Origin of the sequence: Microbacterium sp. NPDC089696 (assembly GCF_044749125.1) — a bacterium.
Taxonomy (GTDB): Bacteria; Actinomycetota; Actinomycetes; order Actinomycetales; family Microbacteriaceae; genus Microbacterium.
This window is the reverse complement of the sequence record NZ_JBIVHF010000002.1, coordinates 439413-457487: the sequence shown is the minus strand read 5'-3', so window position 1 is coordinate 457487 and position 18075 is coordinate 439413. Positions and strand designations below refer to the sequence as shown.

At 69.3% G+C, this 18075-nt stretch carries 19 protein-coding genes; 14 read left to right on the top strand and 5 right to left on the bottom strand.

Annotation, left to right across the window (positions count from 1 at the left end; translation table 11 throughout):
- Positions 1-90: 90 nt before the first annotated feature.
- Positions 91-747 carry a LysE/ArgO family amino acid transporter gene (locus tag ACIPY8_RS12540; protein ID WP_400818619.1) on the bottom strand — a complete coding sequence of 219 codons (657 nt, stop codon included), beginning with the start codon at positions 745-747 and terminating at the stop codon, positions 91-93.
- Positions 748-817: 70 nt separating this feature from the next.
- Between ACIPY8_RS12540 and ACIPY8_RS12535 the strand changes: the two genes are divergently transcribed.
- Positions 818-1690 carry a LysR family transcriptional regulator ArgP gene (locus ACIPY8_RS12535; protein WP_400818616.1) on the top strand — a complete coding sequence of 291 codons (873 nt, stop codon included), beginning with the start codon at positions 818-820 and terminating at the stop codon, positions 1688-1690.
- Here the strand turns inward: ACIPY8_RS12535 and ACIPY8_RS12530 are convergent.
- Positions 1687-2166, bottom strand: a complete 480-nt coding sequence (locus tag ACIPY8_RS12530) for a MarR family winged helix-turn-helix transcriptional regulator (protein WP_400818613.1) — start codon at positions 2164-2166, stop codon at positions 1687-1689. The two genes, ACIPY8_RS12535 and ACIPY8_RS12530, sit on opposite strands and share 4 nt — an antisense overlap.
- Positions 2156-3853, bottom strand: a complete 1698-nt coding sequence (locus ACIPY8_RS12525; RefSeq protein WP_400818611.1) for an MDR family MFS transporter — start codon at positions 3851-3853, stop codon at positions 2156-2158. The genes ACIPY8_RS12530 and ACIPY8_RS12525 overlap by 11 nt, the downstream gene beginning before the upstream one ends.
- Before the next feature lie 292 nt (positions 3854-4145).
- Between ACIPY8_RS12525 and ACIPY8_RS12520 the strand changes: the two genes are divergently transcribed.
- Genes ACIPY8_RS12520 through ACIPY8_RS12500 form a run of 5 tightly spaced genes read left to right on the top strand, consistent with a single transcriptional unit; the run spans position 4146 to position 7247 of the window.
- On the top strand, positions 4146-4781 hold the full coding sequence (locus tag ACIPY8_RS12520; RefSeq protein WP_400818608.1) for a SipW-dependent-type signal peptide-containing protein: 636 nt from the start codon (positions 4146-4148) through the stop codon (positions 4779-4781).
- 7 nt (positions 4782-4788) lie between these two features.
- Positions 4789-5445 (top strand): SipW-dependent-type signal peptide-containing protein, encoded by a 657-nt coding sequence (locus tag ACIPY8_RS12515; protein ID WP_400818606.1) that lies wholly within the window; start codon positions 4789-4791, stop codon positions 5443-5445.
- 28 nt (positions 5446-5473) lie between these two features.
- Positions 5474-6076: a signal peptidase I gene (locus ACIPY8_RS12510; RefSeq protein WP_400818605.1), complete on the top strand. Its 603-nt coding sequence runs from the start codon at positions 5474-5476 to the stop codon at positions 6074-6076.
- Entirely contained in the window at positions 6073-6720 is a 648-nt protein-coding gene (locus ACIPY8_RS12505; RefSeq protein WP_400818603.1) for an LPXTG cell wall anchor domain-containing protein, read from the top strand. Before ACIPY8_RS12510 ends, ACIPY8_RS12505 begins: the two co-directional genes overlap by 4 nt.
- A complete protein-coding gene (locus ACIPY8_RS12500) occupies positions 6717-7247 on the top strand; it encodes a hypothetical protein (protein ID WP_400818600.1) in 531 nt (176 codons plus the stop codon). Before ACIPY8_RS12505 ends, ACIPY8_RS12500 begins: the two co-directional genes overlap by 4 nt.
- Before the next feature lie 48 nt (positions 7248-7295).
- Here ACIPY8_RS12500 and ACIPY8_RS12495 read toward each other — a convergent pair whose 3' ends face one another.
- Entirely contained in the window at positions 7296-7976 is a 681-nt protein-coding gene (locus ACIPY8_RS12495; protein WP_400818597.1) for a YqaJ viral recombinase family protein, read from the bottom strand.
- A gap of 260 nt (positions 7977-8236) precedes the next feature.
- Here ACIPY8_RS12495 and ACIPY8_RS12490 point away from each other — a divergent pair, with 260 nt between their 5' ends.
- The 3 genes from ACIPY8_RS12490 (at position 8237) to rplL (ending at position 10482) form a co-directional block, all read left to right on the top strand.
- Positions 8237-9214 carry a hypothetical protein gene (locus ACIPY8_RS12490; RefSeq protein ID WP_400818594.1) on the top strand — a complete coding sequence of 326 codons (978 nt, stop codon included), beginning with the start codon at positions 8237-8239 and terminating at the stop codon, positions 9212-9214.
- 350 nt (positions 9215-9564) lie between these two features.
- Entirely contained in the window at positions 9565-10053 is a 489-nt protein-coding gene (rplJ, locus tag ACIPY8_RS12485) for a 50S ribosomal protein L10 (RefSeq protein WP_067121242.1), read from the top strand.
- Positions 10054-10101: 48 nt separating this feature from the next.
- Entirely contained in the window at positions 10102-10482 is a 381-nt protein-coding gene (rplL, locus tag ACIPY8_RS12480) for a 50S ribosomal protein L7/L12 (RefSeq protein ID WP_050722567.1), read from the top strand.
- 100 nt (positions 10483-10582) lie between these two features.
- On the opposite strand, the gene ACIPY8_RS12475 is transcribed toward rplL, so the two are convergent.
- Positions 10583-11587: a LacI family DNA-binding transcriptional regulator gene (locus ACIPY8_RS12475; RefSeq protein WP_400818591.1), complete on the bottom strand. Its 1005-nt coding sequence runs from the start codon at positions 11585-11587 to the stop codon at positions 10583-10585.
- A gap of 276 nt (positions 11588-11863) precedes the next feature.
- Between ACIPY8_RS12475 and ACIPY8_RS12470 the strand changes: the two genes are divergently transcribed.
- The 5 genes from ACIPY8_RS12470 (at position 11864) to ACIPY8_RS12450 (ending at position 18060) form a co-directional block, all read left to right on the top strand.
- The gene (locus tag ACIPY8_RS12470) at positions 11864-13180 is read left to right on the top strand and encodes an ABC transporter substrate-binding protein (protein WP_400818589.1); all 1317 of its coding nucleotides are present in this window, start codon (positions 11864-11866) and stop codon (positions 13178-13180) included.
- Between the two features lie 103 nt (positions 13181-13283).
- Positions 13284-14423 (top strand): carbohydrate ABC transporter permease, encoded by a 1140-nt coding sequence (locus ACIPY8_RS12465; protein ID WP_400818587.1) that lies wholly within the window; start codon positions 13284-13286, stop codon positions 14421-14423.
- Complete coding sequence (locus tag ACIPY8_RS12460; RefSeq protein ID WP_400818584.1) at positions 14423-15385, top strand: carbohydrate ABC transporter permease; 963 nt, start codon at positions 14423-14425, stop codon at positions 15383-15385. Before ACIPY8_RS12465 ends, ACIPY8_RS12460 begins: the two co-directional genes overlap by 1 nt.
- Before the next feature lie 89 nt (positions 15386-15474).
- A complete protein-coding gene (locus ACIPY8_RS12455; RefSeq protein WP_400818581.1) occupies positions 15475-16851 on the top strand; it encodes a cystathionine beta-synthase in 1377 nt (458 codons plus the stop codon).
- 54 nt (positions 16852-16905) lie between these two features.
- Complete coding sequence (locus ACIPY8_RS12450) at positions 16906-18060, top strand: cystathionine gamma-synthase (protein WP_400818578.1); 1155 nt, start codon at positions 16906-16908, stop codon at positions 18058-18060.
- Positions 18061-18075: the final 15 nt, after the last annotated feature.

Genomic DNA, 18075 nt, shown 5'->3' with positions numbered 1-18075 from the left:
CGACGGATGCATGCCGGAGTCGCCGGTCCCGGCATGCATCCGTGGTTTCGGCATGCAGGTGCAGGGTGACCGACGGGGCCTCCGCGGGTGTCAGGACAGGATGGGCAGCACGAGACTGATCGCGAGGGCGATCATCACCACCGCGATCATCCCGTCGAGGATGCGCCAGGAGCGCTCGGTGCGCAGCCAGCGTCCGACGTAGCGGGCGCCGAAGCCGAGGGCCGTGAACCACAGGATGCTGGCGGCGATCGCCCCGGCGGCGAACAGCCAGCGCTCCTCGCCGTGGGTCGCCGCGATCGAGCCGAGCATGAGTACGGTGTCGAGGTAGACGTGCGGGTTGAGCCAGGTGAGGGCCAAGACCGTGAGGACCACGGGGGTCAGGCGCGTGCGCGTCGCGGTCGCGACTCCACCGTTCGACGCGCCGTCGGCAGGCTGCTCGTCGGCCGCGTCCACGCGCAGCTCCTCGCCACCGCGCCACGCACGCCGGGCCGCGAGGATGCCGTAGGTCAGCAGGAACAGGGCTCCTGCCCAGCGCGCGACGACCACGAGCCAGGGGGCGGAGGAGATCACGAAACCGAGGCCCGCGACGCCCGCGACGATGAGCAGGGCGTCGGAGAGTGCGCAGATGATCACGACGGGGAGGACGTGCTCGCGGCGGATCCCCTGGCGCAGTACGAACACGTTCTGCGCGCCGATGGCGACGATGAGGGAGAGGCCGAGTCCGAGACCCGAGAAGACCGAGAGCATGCCACCACGCTAGGCATCCGTGACCATGAGCGCCAGCGAGGATTCCTCACGAACCATTAGCATCGCTTATGTGAAGATCGATCCCGAACTCGCCGCCACCGTCGCGGCGGTGGCCGACGAGGGCACGCTCGATGCGGCATCCCGCGTCCTCCGCATCACGCCCTCCGCGGTGAGCCAGCGACTCAAGGCGTTGGAGCAGCAGCTCGGCCGGGTGCTCGTCGTCCGCAGCAGGCCCGCGCAGCTCACCGAGGCGGGGGAGGCCGTCGTCCGTCTCGCACGCCAGATCGCTCTGCTGGAGCACGACGCCCTGGGCGGCCTGGGCCTCGACGGTGCGACGCCGCGTCCCCGCATCCCGCTCGCGGTCAACGCCGACTCGATGGCCACCTGGTTCCTCGCCCCGCTCGCGCGCCTGTCCGCGGCGCACGGCATCGATGTCGACCTGCACCGCGACGACCAGAACTTCACGGCACGGCTGCTCGAATCCGGCACGGTCATGGCGGCCGTGACGAGCGAGGCTGAACCTGTGGCGGGATGCTCGGTGTCGCCGCTCGGCGTGCTGGAGTATCGCGCGATGGCGCAGGCGGGGTTCGCCGAGCGGTGGTTCGGAGACGGCGTGACGCCCGAGACGCTCGGCCTCGCCCCGTTCGTGGACTTCGACCGCCGCGACACGCTGCAGCACGAGTGGCTCTCCACGCGCGGAGTCGCGGCGCAGGGCGTGCCGCGGCACTACGTCCCCGCCTCCCACGACTACGCGCTCGCGGTGCGGCTCGGCCTCGGCTGGGGGATGGTGCCCCGGCTGCAGGACGAGGGAGACCTCGTGGATCTGGGCGGTCCGCCGCTGCGGGTGGCGCTGTACTGGCAGCAGTGGAACCTGCGCTCCGAGCTGCTCGACACGATCGCGGCCGAGGTCGCAGACGAGGCGCGGCGGGTGCTGACGGCTTAGTCCTCGCGGCCGGGGGTCGCACCCGAGCTCAGCGCGTGCAGCAGCCGGGTGAGGCTGTCGATGTCGTCGACGCTCCAGTCCGCGAGGTTGCGCATCAGCATCCCCTCCTGCGGTTCGCGGGCCTCGATCAGCTTGGCCTCGCCGTGCGGCGTGAGGCTCAGCAGCGAGGAGCGGCCGTCGTTCGGGTCGGGGGAGCGATGGATGAGGCCGAGGTCCTCGAGCTCGCGCACCATGCGGCTCAGCTGGCCTTTGTCGACCAGCATCCGCTCCGCGAGCATCGACGAGGTGACGCTGCCGCACCGGGCGATCGTCGTGAACGTCTTGTAGGCGCCGGGGAGCATGCCGGGGCTCACACGGTTCGCGTTGTCGATGATGAGCCGGCGGAAGTGCGTGATGAGCTCGCTGAACTCCGCCTCGAGGGCGCGGACCGCGACCGTCCGCGCCCCTTCGGCAGAGGCGCTGATCTCAGCGTCCATCGGCATCGCCGGAGCCCGGGCGCACCACGGTGACCGTGCCCGTGCGCGGTGCCCCGGAGAGGGCCTCGGCGTCGGAGACCGCCACGTCCGCGGCATCCGTGACGGGGTCGGCGTGCTTCGCGGCATCCGCTTCGGCGCGCTCGCTCGTGGTCATGCGCGTGAGCGGCTTGTTCGGCAGGAACAGGATCGCGATCAGGCTGATGATCGCGAGCGGGATGCCGATGAGGAACGCGTGCGAGATCGCCTGGGCGTAGAAGTCCTCGATGATCGACCGCACGGGCTCGGGGAGCAGGCGCACCTCGGGAAGCGTGCCGCTCGACAGCTGGGCCGCGACCTCCGCGCCCTTGTCGCCCAACTGCGCGATCGCCGCGCCGATGCGCTCCTTGCCGTCGGTGAAGAGGCCGGTCAGCGAGTTCGCGAGCACGGCGCCCATGACCGAGACGCCGACCGTGCCGCCGAGGCTGCGGAAGAACGTGACGCCCGAGCTCGCGACGCCCATCTCGGCGGGCTTCGCGACGTTCTGCACGATGAGCACGAGGTTCTGCATGGTCATGCCGACGCCCGCGCCGGTGAGGAACATGTAGATCGAGACGAGCACGAAGTTCGTGTCGTAGTGCAGGGTCGACAGGAGCGTCGAGCCGGCGATGAGCAGCACCGACCCGAGGATCAGGTAGCCCTTCCACTTGCCGAAGCGCGTGACGAGCTGGCCCACGACCATCGAGGCGATGAGGAGCCCGGCCATCATCGGCAGCGTCATGAGGCCGGCCTCGGTCGGCGAGGCGCCGCGGGAGAGCTGCATGTACTGCGCGAGGTACACCGAGGTGCCGAACATCGCCACGCCGATCGAGATCGAGGCGACGACCGACAGCGTGAACGTGCGGCCGCGGAACAGCGAGAGCGGGATGAGCGGCTCGCGCACCTTGAGCTCGACGATGATGAAGGCGATCGTCGCGAGGATCGCGCCGCCGACCATGAGCGCGGTCTCGGTGCTCCACCAGTCGAACGTCGAGCCGGCGTTGGTGACCCAGATGAGCAGGAGCGACACGGCGGAGGACAGCAGCACGATGCCGAGGTAGTCGATCGACGCCTTGCGCGTGCGCTCGGTGCTGATGTGCAGGGTCTTCTGCAGGATGATCAGCGCGGCGATGGCGAAGGGGAGGGCGACGAAGAAGTTCCAGCGCCAGTTGATCGTGTCGGTCACCCAGCCGCCGAGCAGCGGTCCGCCGACCGTCGCGACGGCCATGACGGCGCCGAACAGGCCCATGTACCGGCCGCGCTCGCGGGGGCTGATGATGTCGGCCATGATGACCTGGCTGAGGGCCGCGAGGCCGCCGCCGCCGAGGCCCTGGATCGCCCGGAACAGGATGAGGGTGTTCGTGTCCTGTGCGAAACCCGCGGCGGCGGTGGCGCCGACGAAGATGACGATCGCGAGCTGAATGAGCAGCTTGCGGTTGAAGAGGTCGGCGAGCTTGCCCCAGATCGGGGTCGAGATGGCCGTGGTGAGGAGCGTCGAGGTGATGACCCAGGTGTATGCGGCCTGGTCACCGCCGAGGTCGTGCACGATGACGGGCATCGACGTCGACACGACGGTCGTCGCGATCATCGAGACGAACATGCCGAGCAGGAGGCCGGTGAGGGCCTCCAGTACCTGGCGGTGCGTCATCCGGGTCGGGGAGTCCGTGGTCATGCGGAGCCTTTCGTGATTCGCAGGGAGGGATGCTGCGACGTCTCTGGCGCACGCGAGGATAGTTGAACTTCGTCAACCATAGACCTGTGGTTGATCTTCGTCAACTAGTTGATGCGCGACCCCCGCGGGATGCAGGTGTGAGTTGAAGGATCGTTCAATGGATATGTCCGCACCCCCTTGTGGCATGGGAGCGCTTCCGCGAGGATGGCCGGAACGCATGGGAGCGCACCCACAGGGGTCGCAGACCTGATGCGCCCGTGCGACCGACAACGCATCCTGAGGGGGTTGCAGCATGGTTACGAAAGATCGGAAGCGGAAGACTCTGGCGGTCCTCGCCGGCGGGCTGGTCCTGGGAGTGGGGGTCGCCGTGACCCTCGCGGCATGGAACGACTCCGAGTTCGCGCAGGGGACGTTCACCTCCGGCTCGTTCAATCTGCAGGGATCCGTGGCGGGCGACGTCAACGCCAGCTACAGCGACCACAACGTCGACACCGGAGGGACGGCCGCGACGCTCGCGTTCACGCTGCCGGCGGGGCTCGTCGGCAACATGTCCCCCGGGGATGCCGTCTACGCCGGCTTCTGGGTGCGCCTCGCGGCCGGCACGACGACCGGGGCGAACCTCTCGGCCAACGGCACGACCGCCGACCCCGCCGCGACATCGAACTCCGGCAACCTGTCGTACCAGGTCTATCAACTGGCTCCCGGCGCCACCTGCAACGCGGCATCCGCCACGGGCACGCCCGTCGCGACCGGGGCGACCCTCGACGTGCAGACGGGCGTGACGCCGATGACCCTCACCAAGGGCGCGAACGCCACGACCGCCGGCACCGCGGTGCAGCTGTGCTTCAAGGTCACCGCGGGCACAGCGCTCAAGCAGGGTCTGGCCACGACCGCGACCTGGAAGTTCACGGCGACGTCGACGACCTGAGTCCGAGATGCAGACCCGCAGAGCCATGCGGGAGGCGAAGCGGCTCCGCTCCCGCCGAATCCGGGCCCTCCTCGCGGGAGGACTCGTGCTCGGCGTGGGCGCCGCGATGACCCTGGCCGCATGGAACGACTCCGAGTACGCCACGGCGACGTTCACCGCCGGACGCTTCGACATCGTCGGCGCGACGGACGGCGCGACCTTCTCGAGCCATGCCACGGCCGGTGCCGCCGCGACGCTGAGCTTCGCCGTCGCCCCCACCGCGATGGTGCCGGGGACGACGACGTATGCGCTGTTCAGCGTCAAGACCGCCAACCCGTCCGCCGCGGGGACCCTGCAGTTGACCGCGGGCACCCCGGGCGGCACCGGGCTCGCCCCGTATCTGACGTACGGAGTCCGGCTGGTCCCCACCGCCGCGACGCCGAGCCTGTCGTGCACCGCCGCGACCTACGCCGCGGCCTCTGCGGCGACGAGCGTCGTGGTGTCGGACGGCTCGGCCCTCACGGTGAGCGGGGCCCCCACCACGACCGTCCCGCAGGCGGTCACGGCGAACGGCGGGAACCAGCTCAACTACTGCGTCGCGGTCACGCTCCCCACCACGGCGGCCAACGGCGCGCAGGGCCTCACCATGACGCAGACCTGGCAGATCCAAGGGACGTCGTCGTAGCGGCGACGGGACCGGAGAGGAGCACGCGATGAGCACGCCGATGACGCGACGCAGCCTCAAGGAGCGCGCGGACGCGGAGGGCGCCCCCGCCATGGCGACCCTCCCGCCGACCGCGCGTCGACGGGGCATCGGACGGATGCTCGGCGACGCGCTCCTGTGGGTCGCGGCGCTCGGCGGGGTCGTGTGCATCGTGCTCGTGATCCTCGCCGTCACGGCGCAGATCACGCTCATCATGTTCTCCACCGGCTCGATGTCCCCGACGATCCCGGCGGGGTCCGTCGCGGTCGTGCAGCGTGTCCCCGCCTCCGACGTGCGGATCGGCGACGTCGTCACGGTGGACCGAGAGGGCGAGCTGCCGATCACCCACCGCATCACGTCGATCGCCGACGGGGACGCGCCGGAGCAGCGAGTGATCACGATGCGAGGCGACGCGAACGCGTCCGACGACCCCTTCCCGTACTCCGTGACGACCGTGCGGATCGTGCTGTTCTCGGTACCGGGCATCGCGACGGTCATCGCCGGGATGGGGAACCCCCTCGTGCTCGGCGGACTCACCGCCGCGGCGACCACCCTCGTCGTGTGGGCGTTCTGGCCGCGCTCGCCGCGTCGTCGGGAGGCCGGTGTGACATGAGAGCCTCCCGCCTGCTCGTGGTCTGCGCCGTCGCCGCCGTCGCCGTGTCGACCGGCACGTCGCCGGCGTGGGCGGCTCCGACGACCGAGGTGATCCAAGGGCAGGTGCTGCGTCTCGTGTCGGTCGCCGACTGGGCCGCGGCGTCGAGCCTGCTCCCCGGCGAGCCCGTGCAGTGGGACGTCGCGGTCAGCGCGGACGCCCCCGACCCGGGGCAGGTCACGCTCGCGGTGAGCGCGACGGGCGACGCGCCTGTACTGGTGGACGCGGAGCTGTGCATGCAGCCGTGGGGGGCGAGCGGATGCCCCGGCGGCGCGACCACGCTCGAGTCGTCGTGGAGCATCCCCCGCGACGGCGCCGAGATCGCGCTCGCGGAGTTCGCGTCGGACGAGACCGCGCACCTGCGGCTCTGGGTCGCGCTCGACCCCGCCGACACGGACGACGAGGACACCGTCACCGACATCCGGGTCCATGCCCGAGGCGTGGGCGAGAGCGTCGTCGCCGGTTCCGACGGACTGCTGCCCGCGACGGGCGGCGCCGTGACCCCGTGGGCGATCGGCGCCGGGGCGGCGCTCGCCGTGATCGGCGCGGGGCTCCTCGCGGTGAGACCGCGGGATCGTTCGTCGCGCCGGAAGGTCGAACCGTGAGCGGGCGTCGAACGCGATCGGCGCCGATCGGCCGGAGGCTGCTCGCCGGCATCCTCGGGCTGACGCTGTTCGCGGGGGTCGGACTCCTCGGCTCGGCGCGCTCGACGGAGGCACGGTTCACCGACGTCGAGTTCACGTCCTCGGGAACCTTCACGGCGTTCACGGTGCCCGTGCCGACCATCACCGGATGCACGGCGACGGTCAACGGGCTCGGGATCTTCCAGAGCGTGACGCTCGTGTGGACCTCGCCGTATCCCGCGAACGGCGTCCGCCTCACGCTCGTCCAGGGCACGACCACCGCCGTGGTCCCCGCCTCCAACATCACGACGACCGGACCGACCGGAGGCCTCTACACGCACACCGCCGTGCTCTCACAGGGGCTTCTGGTGAGCCTGCTCGCCAACCTGCTCGGCAGCACCACGACCATGACCGTCAACAACCTGCTCGTGGGGACGTCGTGGATCTCGGCCGGTGCATCCCGGCAGCTCGCCGTCGGAGCGCTCGGCATCGGCGCGAGCTGCACCTGAGGGACGCCGGTCGGCGCGGCGGGGTCGCCCGTGCGGTGCGGGGTCGGATCAGTCCGCGAGGGCGAGGGCGCGGAAGGCGTCGCGCTCGCGCAGGTGCTCCCGACGGCTGGTCGCGGCCGACGGCATCCGGGCGGGGATCTGCTGACCCGTGGTGCGACGGTAGAGCTCGTCGATCAGGTCCGTCGCCAAGCCGACGAGCTTCGCGATCTCCCGCTCGTCGCGGTCGATCCACACGCAGCGCGGCTCGTCGTGGACGGGGGCGAAGTCGACGTGCTCCTCCCACACGAAGAGCGTGCGCTCCGCACCGAGCACATGCTGCTGCCACCAGACCTGACGCAGGTAGGTGCGAGGGATGCCGCGGAACGCCTTGTTGGTGGTCTTGATCTCGGCCAGCTGCACGCGCCCGCCCGCATCCACGGCGATGCCGTCGGGAGTGGCGAGGTGACGGTGCTCGACCTCGGCCCGGAACAGCGCCGACGAGGGCATGATGCCGTGCGTGGCGGCGACCCAGGCCGCGATCTCGGGCTCACGACGACGCCCGTGGTCGGTGTAGGCGTTGCCGCCGAACCGTGGACCGCCGCCGAGTTTGGAGTCCGCTGCGCGCGCGATCGACTTCTCGCTCGTGAGGCCGGCGACGTCGGTGGCCGTGATGCCGCGTGACCTCGCGCGCATCCACGCGACACGGTCGCGGGAGTCCGCCACGATGCGCGCTTGGAGTTCCGGGGTCACTCCTCGACCCTAACCCCGCGCGCCGACGCTCCCGCCCTCCCACGCCGCCCCGCGGCATCCCGCGCGCGTCGAGACCCACCACTCGCGTCGAGACCCACCCGAAGCTACGTCGCGCGCGGTGGGTTTCGGCGGGGCGGATGGGTTTCGGAGGACGGGGCGATGGTGCTCACTCGTTCTCCACGGAACGACCATGTCGAGTGATCTGTGCACAAAGCGCTGTGCGAGACCCCTGGCCACGTCCGGCTCGTCAGGATGTCGGGATGCCACGCGAACTCGATATCCCTGCCGCCGACGAGATGCTGCTCAGTCGGGTAGATCTCATCGAGCGCGGAATGACAGAGCGCGAGATCGCAGAGGCGATTCACACCGGAGTGCTGGTCCGCGTGCGTCGCGGGTGGTACGTCCGCGCGGAGGCCTGGGGCGGCCTCTGGGGAGAGGGACGCCATCTGCTCGCGGTCATGGCGCTGCGGCGCGAGGCCACGTACGCGGCGCCGCCCTTCTGCCTCGAATCGGCCGCGGTGCTCCACGGCCTGCCGTTGTACCGTACGACGCCGTCTGCTGTGCACACCCTCACAGCCGCGACGAGCCACAGCAGACGCCGGTCCGGGGTCGCGCGACACAACCTGTCGCTCGACGACCACGATCTGACGGAGATCAACGGGATCGCCTGCACCTCACTCGAACGCACCGTCATCGACCTCGCGAGGACCTTGCGTCCGGAGGCGGCGTTGGCGTGTGCGGATGCTGCGTTGCGCCGTGTCGCGGTGACCGGTCATCAGCAGGACGAGGTCGTCGCTGCGAGGTGGCGCGAGACCCTCGACCTCAGGATGAGCCGGTCGTCGAATCGCGGCATCCGTCAGGCGCGTCGAGTGGTGGCGTTCGCCGACGGTCGGGCGCAGCTGCCGGGCGAGAGCGTCAGTCGACTCTTGTTGCACAGACTCGGCTTCCGTGGGGTCGAGCTGCAGTCGCACGTCACGGCATCCGACGGCCGCGACTACTGGCTGGACTTCGGTTTTCCGCACGCGCATGCGTTCGGCGAATTCGACGGTCTCGGAAAGTACCTGTCGCCCGAGATGCGCGGCGACAAGAGCATCGATGATGTCGTCCTCGCCGAGAAGCGTCGAGAGGACGAGGTTCGCGGTGTCACAGGGTGGCGGATCGTGCGGTGGGGTTCGGAGCACATCCGCAGCGAGGAGCTCCTCGGTGCGAGACTCGCTGCCTTCGGCATCCGACCCTGACGAGAGCCGGGCGCCGAGACCCACCGTTCCCGTCGAAGCCCACCTCCGGCGACGAACGCGCTGGTGGGTTTCGGCGCCCGGCGTGGGCTTCGGCGGGAGGAGGGGGGGAGAGGAGGGGGAGGGGCGGGATTTGGGGGACCCCGGGAACTGAGGTAGAGTAGGGGCAACCGAAGACCGCTGGTCATCGAACGTGTGCGAACACGGACGATCGAAGCTCTGCTCAGCAGGGGCCCGCGCAGGACACGAACTTCCCGAAGCTCCGTGCGCTTGCGCCGGAGCTTTTCTGTTGCATGCGGTCGAGGTCGGCGCCTCACCGCCGTGAGGCGCCTCGTACACACCAAGGAGTGACCATGGCGCAGAAGGATGCATCGGTCGCCGAGCTCACGAAGTCATTCGAGGACTCGACTGCCGTTCTGCTGACCGAGTACCGCGGTCTGACGGTTGCCCAGCTCAAGGAGCTGCGCAACAGCATCCGTCAGGACGCTGAGTACGCCGTGGTGAAGAACACGCTGACCAAGATCGCCGCCAACAAGGCCGGCATCACCGCACTGGACGACGACCTCAAGGGTCCGTCGGCCGTCGCGTTCGTGCACGGTGACTTCGTCGCCACTGCCAAGGCTCTTCGTGACTTCGCCAAGGCCAACCCGCTTCTCGTGATCAAGGCCGGCATCTTCGAGGGCAACGCCCTCACCGCCGACGAGGTCAACAAGTACGCCTCGCTCGAGAGCCGTGAGGTTCTGCTGGCGAAGGCTGCGGGCATGATGAAGGCGACGATGGGCAAGGCTGCCGCCACCATCGACGCGCTTCGCGAAAAGCTCGAGACCGCCGAGGCCGCGTAAGCGTCCGACGATCTCGTACAACAACCCCATCTATCTAGGAGATACATCATGGCGAAGCTTTCCACCGAGGAGCTGCTCGAGCAGTTCGCTGGCCTGACCCTCGTCGAGCTCAACGACTTCGTGAAGGCGTTCGAGGAGAAGTTCGAGGTCACCGCTGCCGCACCCGTCGCCGTTGCCGGCGCCGGTGGTGCTGGTGCTGCTGAAGAGGTTGAGGAGAAGGACTCCTTCGACGTCATCCTCGAGGCTGCTGGCGACAAGAAGATCCAGGTCATCAAGGCCGTCCGCGAGCTCACCTCGCTCGGCCTCGGCGAGGCCAAGGCTGTCGTCGACGGCGCTCCCAAGGCCGTCCTCGAGGGCGCGAACAAGGAGACCGCCGACAAGGCGAAGGCCGCTCTCGAAGAGGCCGGCGCGACGGTCACCCTCAAGTAATCCCGTCCGGGTCGCGGCGCACTCCGCCGCTGCCTGAACGTCTGCGAAAGCCCCGGGCGTCGGTCCGGGGCTTTCGTGCGTCACCCCGACGGCGCGTGGGTCAGCGCGGCGCGGCCGTGGAGCTGCGCACCACGAGCACGGATGCCGTGAGGATGCGTTCGAGCGGAGCATCCGGCAGGTCCATCCGCTGCTGCAGCAGCCGCACAGCCTCATGACCCTGTTCGCGCGGCGACTGCTTGATGGTCGTCAGCGCGAACATCTCGGCGTGCTCGTGGTCGTCGACCCCCACGATGCTCAGTTCGGTCGGCACTGCGATGCCGAGTCGGCGGGCGGCGATCATGGCGCCGATCGCCGTTTCGTCGCACACGCCGACCACCGCGCTGGGGCGTCCGCGTCGGTCTCCGAGCAGTTCGACGGACGCGGCGTAGCCGCCGGGCATGGTGGGCGCCGAGTCCGCGATGCGTGCACGATGGGCGAGGCCAGCGGCGGCGAGAGCCTCACGGTAGCCCTCGATGCGCCGCTCGTCGCCGAAGCTCAGTGCGCCGGCGTCGCTCGAGCCGCCCACGAACGCGATGTCGCGATGACCGAGCTCGATCAGATGCTCGGTCGCGATGCGTGCGGCGGCCACGTCGTCGATCGACACGGCGCTCGACCCCTCGCTGTAGGGTCCGACGCTCACGAGCGGCCGTTCCGAGCGGTGCAGGCGATCGAGCTCTTGGGCGCTGGGCTGGATGCCGACGGCGACGATGCCGTCGAAGCGCCTTCCGGGGAGGACGGTGTCGAAGAGGCGCTCGCGCGTCTCGGTGCCCTCCCTGATGCCGTACAGGGCGAGTTCGTAATCGAGGTCGAACAGCGACTCCTGGATCCCGGCGAGCAGTTCGGCGAAGAACCAGCGGTCGACCGGGGGCATGATCACGCCGACGGTCCGGGTGCGTCCGGTGGCGAGGCTGGTCGCGGAGGAGTGCGCCACGTAGGCGAGCTCGTCCGCGGCATCCGACACGCGTCGGCGGGTCTCGTCCGAGACGTAGCCGCGTCCGGTGAGGGCGCGGCTGGCGGTGGCCTTGGACACGCCCGCACGGGCGGCGACGTCCGCGATCGTGCTCATCGGTCCTCCTCGACCTGGCGCCTGCGTGCTCGACCCTGTGCACGCCGAAGTCATCGTAGCCGTTCCTCACGGGGAAGGGAACCGGTTCCAGACGATTGCTGTGGGATCGCTCCCATAGCACAGGTCGACACTCGTCGAATGGTTGCACGCTTGTGATACTCGCCTGTTGTGCCGGGATGCTGGACGCCGGTAGGTTGTCCTGGAATCGGTTCCCGATCCGCGCCGAGGGGCGGCGTGATCACCCGGGGATCGTGAAACTCGAAGAGGAGAATTCACATGGGTCTGTCACAGCGTTCTCGGCGATACGCGCCGATCGCCCTCCTGGGTGTCGCGGGCATCGCGCTCGCGGGCTGCGGTGCTCCCGGCGCCCCCGGCGGCGGCAGCGGCGGCGGAGGCGGAGACGCCACCGTCACGATCTACGGCACGATCGTCGACTCCGAGGCGGAGCTCCTCCAGGAGTCGTGGAAGGACTGGGCCGACGAGAACGGCATCACGATCAAGTACGAAGGCAGCCAGGACTTCGAGACACAGCTCGGCACGCGCGCCCAGGGCGGCAACCCGCCGGACATCGCGATCTTCCCGCAGCCGGGTCTGTTCGCCGACTTCGCGAAGCGCGACTTCCTGAAGCCGGCGCCCGAAGAGGTCGAGAAGAACGCCAACGAGTACTGGACCGAGGACTGGGTCAACTACGGCACCGTCGACGACACCTTCTACGGCGCGCCGCTGATGGCGAACGTCAAGGGATGGATCTGGTACTCCCCGGCGAAGTTCGCCGAGTGGGGCGTCGAGGTCCCCAAGACGCTCGACGAGATGCAGGCGCTCACGGACACCATCCAGGCCAAGACCGGCACCCCCGCGTGGTGCGCCGGGTTCGAGTCCGGCACCGCGACCGGATGGCCCGGGACCGACTGGGTCGAGGACTACGTCCTGCGCCAGGCCGGCCCCGACGTCTACGACCAGTGGGTGACCAACGAGATCCCGTTCACCGACCCGCAGATCAAGACCGCGTTCGACTCCGTCGGCGAGATCCTGCTCAACCCGGCGAACGTGAACGCGGGCTTCGGCGACGTGCGCTCGATCAACTCGACCGCGTTCGGCGACGTGGCCCCGGCTCTCGCCGGCGGCACCTGCGCGCTGACCCACCAGGCCTCGTTCCTGTCGGGCTTCTTCCCCGAGGGCACCAACATCGCCGAGGACGGCGACGTGTGGGCCTTCATGCTCCCGGGTGAGAGCGCGGACGACAAGGCCGTCACCGGCGCGGGTGAGATCGTCGGAGCGTTCAGCGACTCCGAGGCCACCCAGAAGGTGCTCGCGTACCTGTCCAGCCCCGAGTGGGCGAACAGCCGCGTGAGCCTCGGCGGCGTCACCTCGGCCAACAACGGGCTCGACCCGGCGAACGCGAAGGACCCGATCCTCCAGGAGACCATCAAGATCCTGCAGGACCCGGACACCACGTTCCGCTTCGACGCGTCCGACCTCATGCCCGGTGCCGTCGGCGCCGGAACCTTCTGGAAGGGCATCGTCGCCTGGGTCAACGGGACCTCGACCGACGAGGTCCTGACGCAGATCGAGACCGGCTGGCCGTCCAGCTGATCGGATGAGGAGGGCCGCTCGCCCGGGCGGCCCTCCTTCTTCATCCCGTCAGCCCGCACATCGTCGTGCGGGCTGCTCCGCACCGCGTCATGAAGGGGAATCCGTGAACGCGACAGCATTCTTCCAGTGGATCGGGACGCTCCCTCCGATCCTTCAAGCAGTGGTCGTGGTCATCGCCTTCGCGGTGGTCGTGGCCGTCATCCTCCTCCTCGTGGACGTGGCACCGCGTCGAGGGACGATCTACACCTGGGTGCGGCTGGCGATGTGCCTGCTCATCCCGCTCGCCGTGATGTTCTTCTTCAGCTCCTACTACTGGGCCATGGGAGTGGCCGTCGTCGTGGGCGCTCTGTTCTTCTTCCTGGACTACCGGTCCCGCGACGGAGCGGGCTACCTGATCCAGCTCGTGGCCTTCATGGCCCCGGCGATGCTCCTGCTGCTGGTGGGGCTCATCCTCCCGTCGATCCAGACCATGTACGCGTCGTTCCTGAACTCGTCCGGCAAGGACTTCGTCGGGTTCGCGAACTACACGTGGATCTTCACGCAGTCCGACGGCATCACCTCCGTCGTCAACTCGATCATCTGGGTGCTGCTCGTGCCGACCGTGTCGACGATCGTCGGCCTGGCGTACGCCGTCTTCATCGATCGCACCCGCGGCGAGAAGATCTACAAGGTCCTCGTGTTCATGCCGATGGCGATCTCGTTCGTCGGCGCGAGCATCATCTGGCGCTTCATGTACGAGTACCGGGGTCCGGAGTTCAAGCAGATCGGTCTGCTGAACCAGATCCTGGTGTGGTTCGGCGGCACTCCGCAGCAGTGGCTGCTCAACGAGCCGTGGAACAACCTGTTCCTCATCGTCGTGCTCATCTGGGTGCAGACCGGTTTCGCGATGGTGGTGCTCTCGGCGTCCATCAAGGGCGTGCCCGCCGAGCTCCTCGAGGCGGCCGAGCTCGACGGTGCGAACGCCTGGCAGCGCTTCCGCTCGGTGACCGTGCCGTCGATCCGGCCCGCGCTGATCGTGGTCCTCACGACGATCTCGATCGCGTCGCTGAAGGTGTTCGACATCGTGCGCACCATGACCGCCGGAAACTACGGCACCTCGGTGCTGGCGAACGAGATGTACACGCAGTTCTCGAAGTTCGAGGCGGGCCGCAGTGCCGCACTGTCGGTCATCCTCTTCGTCCTGGTGCTGCCGATCGTGATCTACAACGCCCGACAGATCAAGAAGCAGCGGGAGGTGCGCTGATGAGCGACACGCTGAAGACCGAGACCCCCGCCTCCACGCGCGCGATCACGACCGGCGGCGGTCTGGATGCCGCAGCAGGGCGCGCCCGCAAGCGGCTGTCGCGTCCGTGGGCGTCGGTGGGCTCCATCGTCATCGCCGTGCTGTGGACGATCCCGACGCTGGGCCTGTTCATCTCGTCGTTCCGGCCGCGCGACCAGATCCAGTCGAGCGGCTGGTGGGAGTTCTTCACGAACCCCCAGGTCACGCTCGACAACTACGGACAGGTGCTGCAGTCCGGCACGACGCAGCTGACGATCCTCGAGTCGTTCGTCAACTCGATCGCGATCACGATCCCGGCGACCGTGATCCCGCTCATGATCGCCTCGATGGCGGCCTACGCGTTCGCGTGGATCGACTTCAAGGGGCGCAACGCGCTGTTCATCTTCGTGTTCGCCCTGCAGATCGTGCCGATCCAGATGGCCCTGGTGCCGCTGCTCAGCTCGTTCTCGCGAGGCATCAACCTCTTCGGGCTGCAGGTAACCCTGCCGCTCGACGCCTCGCAGGGCTACGCCCAGGTGTGGTTCGCGCACTCGATGTTCGCGCTGCCGCTCGCGATCTACCTGCTGCACAACTTCATGTCGGAGATCCCCGGCGAGATCATCGAGGCCGCCCGCGTCGACGGTGCCTCGCGCGGACAGATCTTCTTCCGCGTGGTGCTCCCTCTCACGATGCCGGCGATCGCCTCCGTGGCGATCTTCCAGTTCCTGTGGGTGTGGAACGACCTGCTCGTGGCCCTCGTCTTCGCGGACGGGGCGGCGGCGCCGATCACGAAGCTCCTGGCGGAGATCACGGGAACGCGCGGGAACGACTGGTACCTGCTCACGGCGGGTGCGTTCGTGTCGATCATCATCCCGCTCATCGTGTTCTTCGCGCTGCAGCGCTACTTCGTGCGCGGGCTGCTCGCCGGATCCACGAAGGGCTGACGCGAGACGACGACAGCGTCGATGACAGGATGCCGCGATCGGGTGCAACACAGCCCCGGTCGCGGCATCCGCGCGTCTACCCTGAAGACATGAAGTATGCGGACTCGATCGTCGACCTCGTCGGCGACACGCCCCTCGTGAAGCTGCAGCGCGTCACCGAGGGGATCGAGTGCACCGTGCTCGTCAAGCTCGAGTACCTGAACCCCGGCGGCTCCGCGAAGGACCGCATCGCCTCGCGCATCATCGACGCGGCCGAGGCGTCGGGCGCGCTGAAGCCGGGTGGCACGATCGTCGAGCCCACGAGCGGCAACACCGGAGTGGGGCTCGCGCTCGTCGCCCAGCAGCGCGGCTACTCCTGCGTCTTCGTCGTGCCCGACAAGGTCGGCGACGACAAGATCGACGTGCTGCGCGCCTACGGCGCCGAGGTCGTCGTGACGCCGACCTCGGTCGCGGCCGACAGCCCCGAGTCGTACTACAGCGTGAGCGACCGTCTGGCGCGGGACATCCCGGGGGCGTTCAAGCCGAACCAGTACGAGAACCCCAACGGACCGCGCAGCCACTACGAGACCACCGGCCCCGAGATCTGGCGCGACACCGACGGGACGATCACGCACTTCGTCGCCGGAGTCGGCACGGGTGGCACGATCACGGGCACGGGGAGGTTCCTGCGCGAGGTCTCGGACGACGCCGTGCGCATCGTGGGCGTCGACCCCGTGGGAAGCGTGTACAGCGGCGGCACCGGGCGCCCGTACCTCGTCGAGGGCGTGGGCGAGGACATCTGGCCCGGGGCGTACGACCCGAGCATCCCGCACGAGATCGTCGCGGTCGACGACGCCGAGGCGTTCGCGATGACGCGGCGCCTCGCCCGCGAGGAGGGCATCCTCGTCGGCGGGTCGAGCGGCATGGCCGTGGTCGGCGCCCTGCGCGTCGCCCGGGATCTGCCCGCCGACGCCGTCATGGTCGTGCTTCTCCCCGACGGCGGACGCGGCTACCTCGCGAAGATCTTCAACGACGGGTGGATGCGGTCGTACGGCTTCAGCGACGTGGAGGAGGGCGAGACCGTCGCCGACGTGCTCGCCGCCCGCGCACCGCGCCAGAGCGGCGGCATCCCCGACCTCGTGCACGCGCATCCGAGCGACACCGTGATCGAGGCGATCGGCCTGCTGACCGAGTACGATGTGTCGCAGCTCGTGGTGCTCAGCGCCGAGCCGCCCGTCATGATGGGCGAGGTCGTGGGCACGGTCGACGAGAAGGGGCTGCTCGACCTGCTGTTCCGCGGTGAGGCGAAGCCGACGGACGCCGTCGGCGCTCACGTGGGGGAGAGGCTGCCGCTCATCGGCATCCATGCGCCGCTCGCCCAGGCGCGGACGGCGCTGGCCGATGCGGACGCGCTGCTCGTGACCGACGGCGGCAAGCCGCACACCGTCCTCACCCGGCAGGATCTGCTGGCCTACCTGTCGCGCTGACCCCGGGCGTAACAGGGACGCCGGCCCCCGTCACGCCGGACGTAGGCTGAGGGCATGTCCGAGCACTCCTTCGCCACCCGAGCCATCCACGCGGGTCAGGATCCCGACCCGACCACCGGGGCGATCATCCCGCCGATCTACCAGGCCTCCACGCACGTGCAGGACGGCATCGGAGGATTCCGAGAGGGCTACGAGTACAACCGCGCCGGAAACCCCACGCGCTCCTCGCTCGAAGTGCAGCTCGCCGCGCTCGAGGGCGGCGTCCGCGCGCTGTCGTTCGCGTCCGGTCTCGCCGCGGAGGACGCGCTGCTGCGCGGCATCCTCTCCCCGGGTGACCATGTGATCCTCGGCAACGACGTCTACGGGGGCACCTACCGTCTCTTCGCGAGGGTGCTCGCGAAGTGGGGCATCGTCTCGACGGTCGTCGAGCTCTCCGACACGGACGCCGTGCGTGCGGCCCTGCGCCCGGAGACGAAGATCATCTGGATCGAGACGCCCAGCAACCCGCTGCTGAAGATCGTCGACATCGCGTCGATCACCGAGATCGCGCACGCGGCCGGCGCGATCGCCGTGGTCGACAACACCTTCGCGTCGCCCGCACTGCAGCAGCCGCTGTCGCTCGGCGCCGACGTCGTCGTGCACTCGACGACCAAGTACCTCGGCGGGCACTCCGACGTGCTCGGCGGCGCCGTGGTGTTCGGCGACGACCGCTTCGTCGACGACGTGAAGTTCCAGCAGTTCGCGGTCGGAGCCGTGTCGGCCCCGCTCGACGCGTGGCTCACCACGCGCGGCATCAAGACGCTCGCCGTGCGGGTGCGCCAGCACTCCGAGAACGCCCAGGCCGTCGCGGAGTGGGCCGCGGAGCGCCCCGAGTTCGCGCAGGTCTACTACCCGGGTCTCTCCTCGCACGCCGGGCACGACATCGCGGCGCGGCAGATGAGCGGGTTCGGCGGGATGCTGTCGCTCGGCCTCGCCGCCGGGGCCGATGCCGCCAAGGCCTTCGCCGCATCGACCGAGCTCTTCCAGCTCGCGGAGTCGCTGGGCGGAGTCGAGTCGCTGATCGGCTATCCGCCGGACATGACGCACGCGTCGGTGCGCGGTACCGAGCTCGCCGTGCCCGAGAACATCGTGCGCCTCTCGGTCGGGATCGAGGACGCCACCGATCTGATCGCCGACCTCGAGCAGGGGCTCGCCCGCATCGCACGCTGACGCACCGCTCGGATG

Bases quoted from the DNA above. Each gene is read 5' to 3' on its own strand.
- ACIPY8_RS12540 (WP_400818619.1), bottom strand. From the start codon at position 747: ATGCTCTCGGTCTTCTCGGGTCTCGGACTCGGCCTCTCCCTCATCGTC.
- ACIPY8_RS12530 (WP_400818613.1), bottom strand. From the start codon at position 2,166: ATGGACGCTGAGATCAGCGCCTCTGCCGAAGGGGCGCGGACGGTCGCG.
- ACIPY8_RS12525 (WP_400818611.1), bottom strand. From the start codon at position 3,853: ATGACCACGGACTCCCCGACCCGGATGACGCACCGCCAGGTACTGGAG.
- ACIPY8_RS12520 (WP_400818608.1), top strand. From the start codon at position 4,146: ATGGTTACGAAAGATCGGAAGCGGAAGACTCTGGCGGTCCTCGCCGGC.
- ACIPY8_RS12515 (WP_400818606.1), top strand. From the start codon at position 4,789: ATGCAGACCCGCAGAGCCATGCGGGAGGCGAAGCGGCTCCGCTCCCGC.
- ACIPY8_RS12510 (WP_400818605.1), top strand. From the start codon at position 5,474: ATGAGCACGCCGATGACGCGACGCAGCCTCAAGGAGCGCGCGGACGCG.
- ACIPY8_RS12505 (WP_400818603.1), top strand. From the start codon at position 6,073: ATGAGAGCCTCCCGCCTGCTCGTGGTCTGCGCCGTCGCCGCCGTCGCC.
- ACIPY8_RS12490 (WP_400818594.1), top strand. From the start codon at position 8,237: ATGCCACGCGAACTCGATATCCCTGCCGCCGACGAGATGCTGCTCAGT.
- rplJ (WP_067121242.1), top strand. From the start codon at position 9,565: ATGGCGCAGAAGGATGCATCGGTCGCCGAGCTCACGAAGTCATTCGAG.
- rplL (WP_050722567.1), top strand. From the start codon at position 10,102: ATGGCGAAGCTTTCCACCGAGGAGCTGCTCGAGCAGTTCGCTGGCCTG.
- ACIPY8_RS12475 (WP_400818591.1), bottom strand. From the start codon at position 11,587: ATGAGCACGATCGCGGACGTCGCCGCCCGTGCGGGCGTGTCCAAGGCC.
- ACIPY8_RS12470 (WP_400818589.1), top strand. From the start codon at position 11,864: ATGGGTCTGTCACAGCGTTCTCGGCGATACGCGCCGATCGCCCTCCTG.
- ACIPY8_RS12460 (WP_400818584.1), top strand. From the start codon at position 14,423: ATGAGCGACACGCTGAAGACCGAGACCCCCGCCTCCACGCGCGCGATC.
- ACIPY8_RS12455 (WP_400818581.1), top strand. From the start codon at position 15,475: ATGAAGTATGCGGACTCGATCGTCGACCTCGTCGGCGACACGCCCCTC.
- ACIPY8_RS12450 (WP_400818578.1), top strand. From the start codon at position 16,906: ATGTCCGAGCACTCCTTCGCCACCCGAGCCATCCACGCGGGTCAGGAT.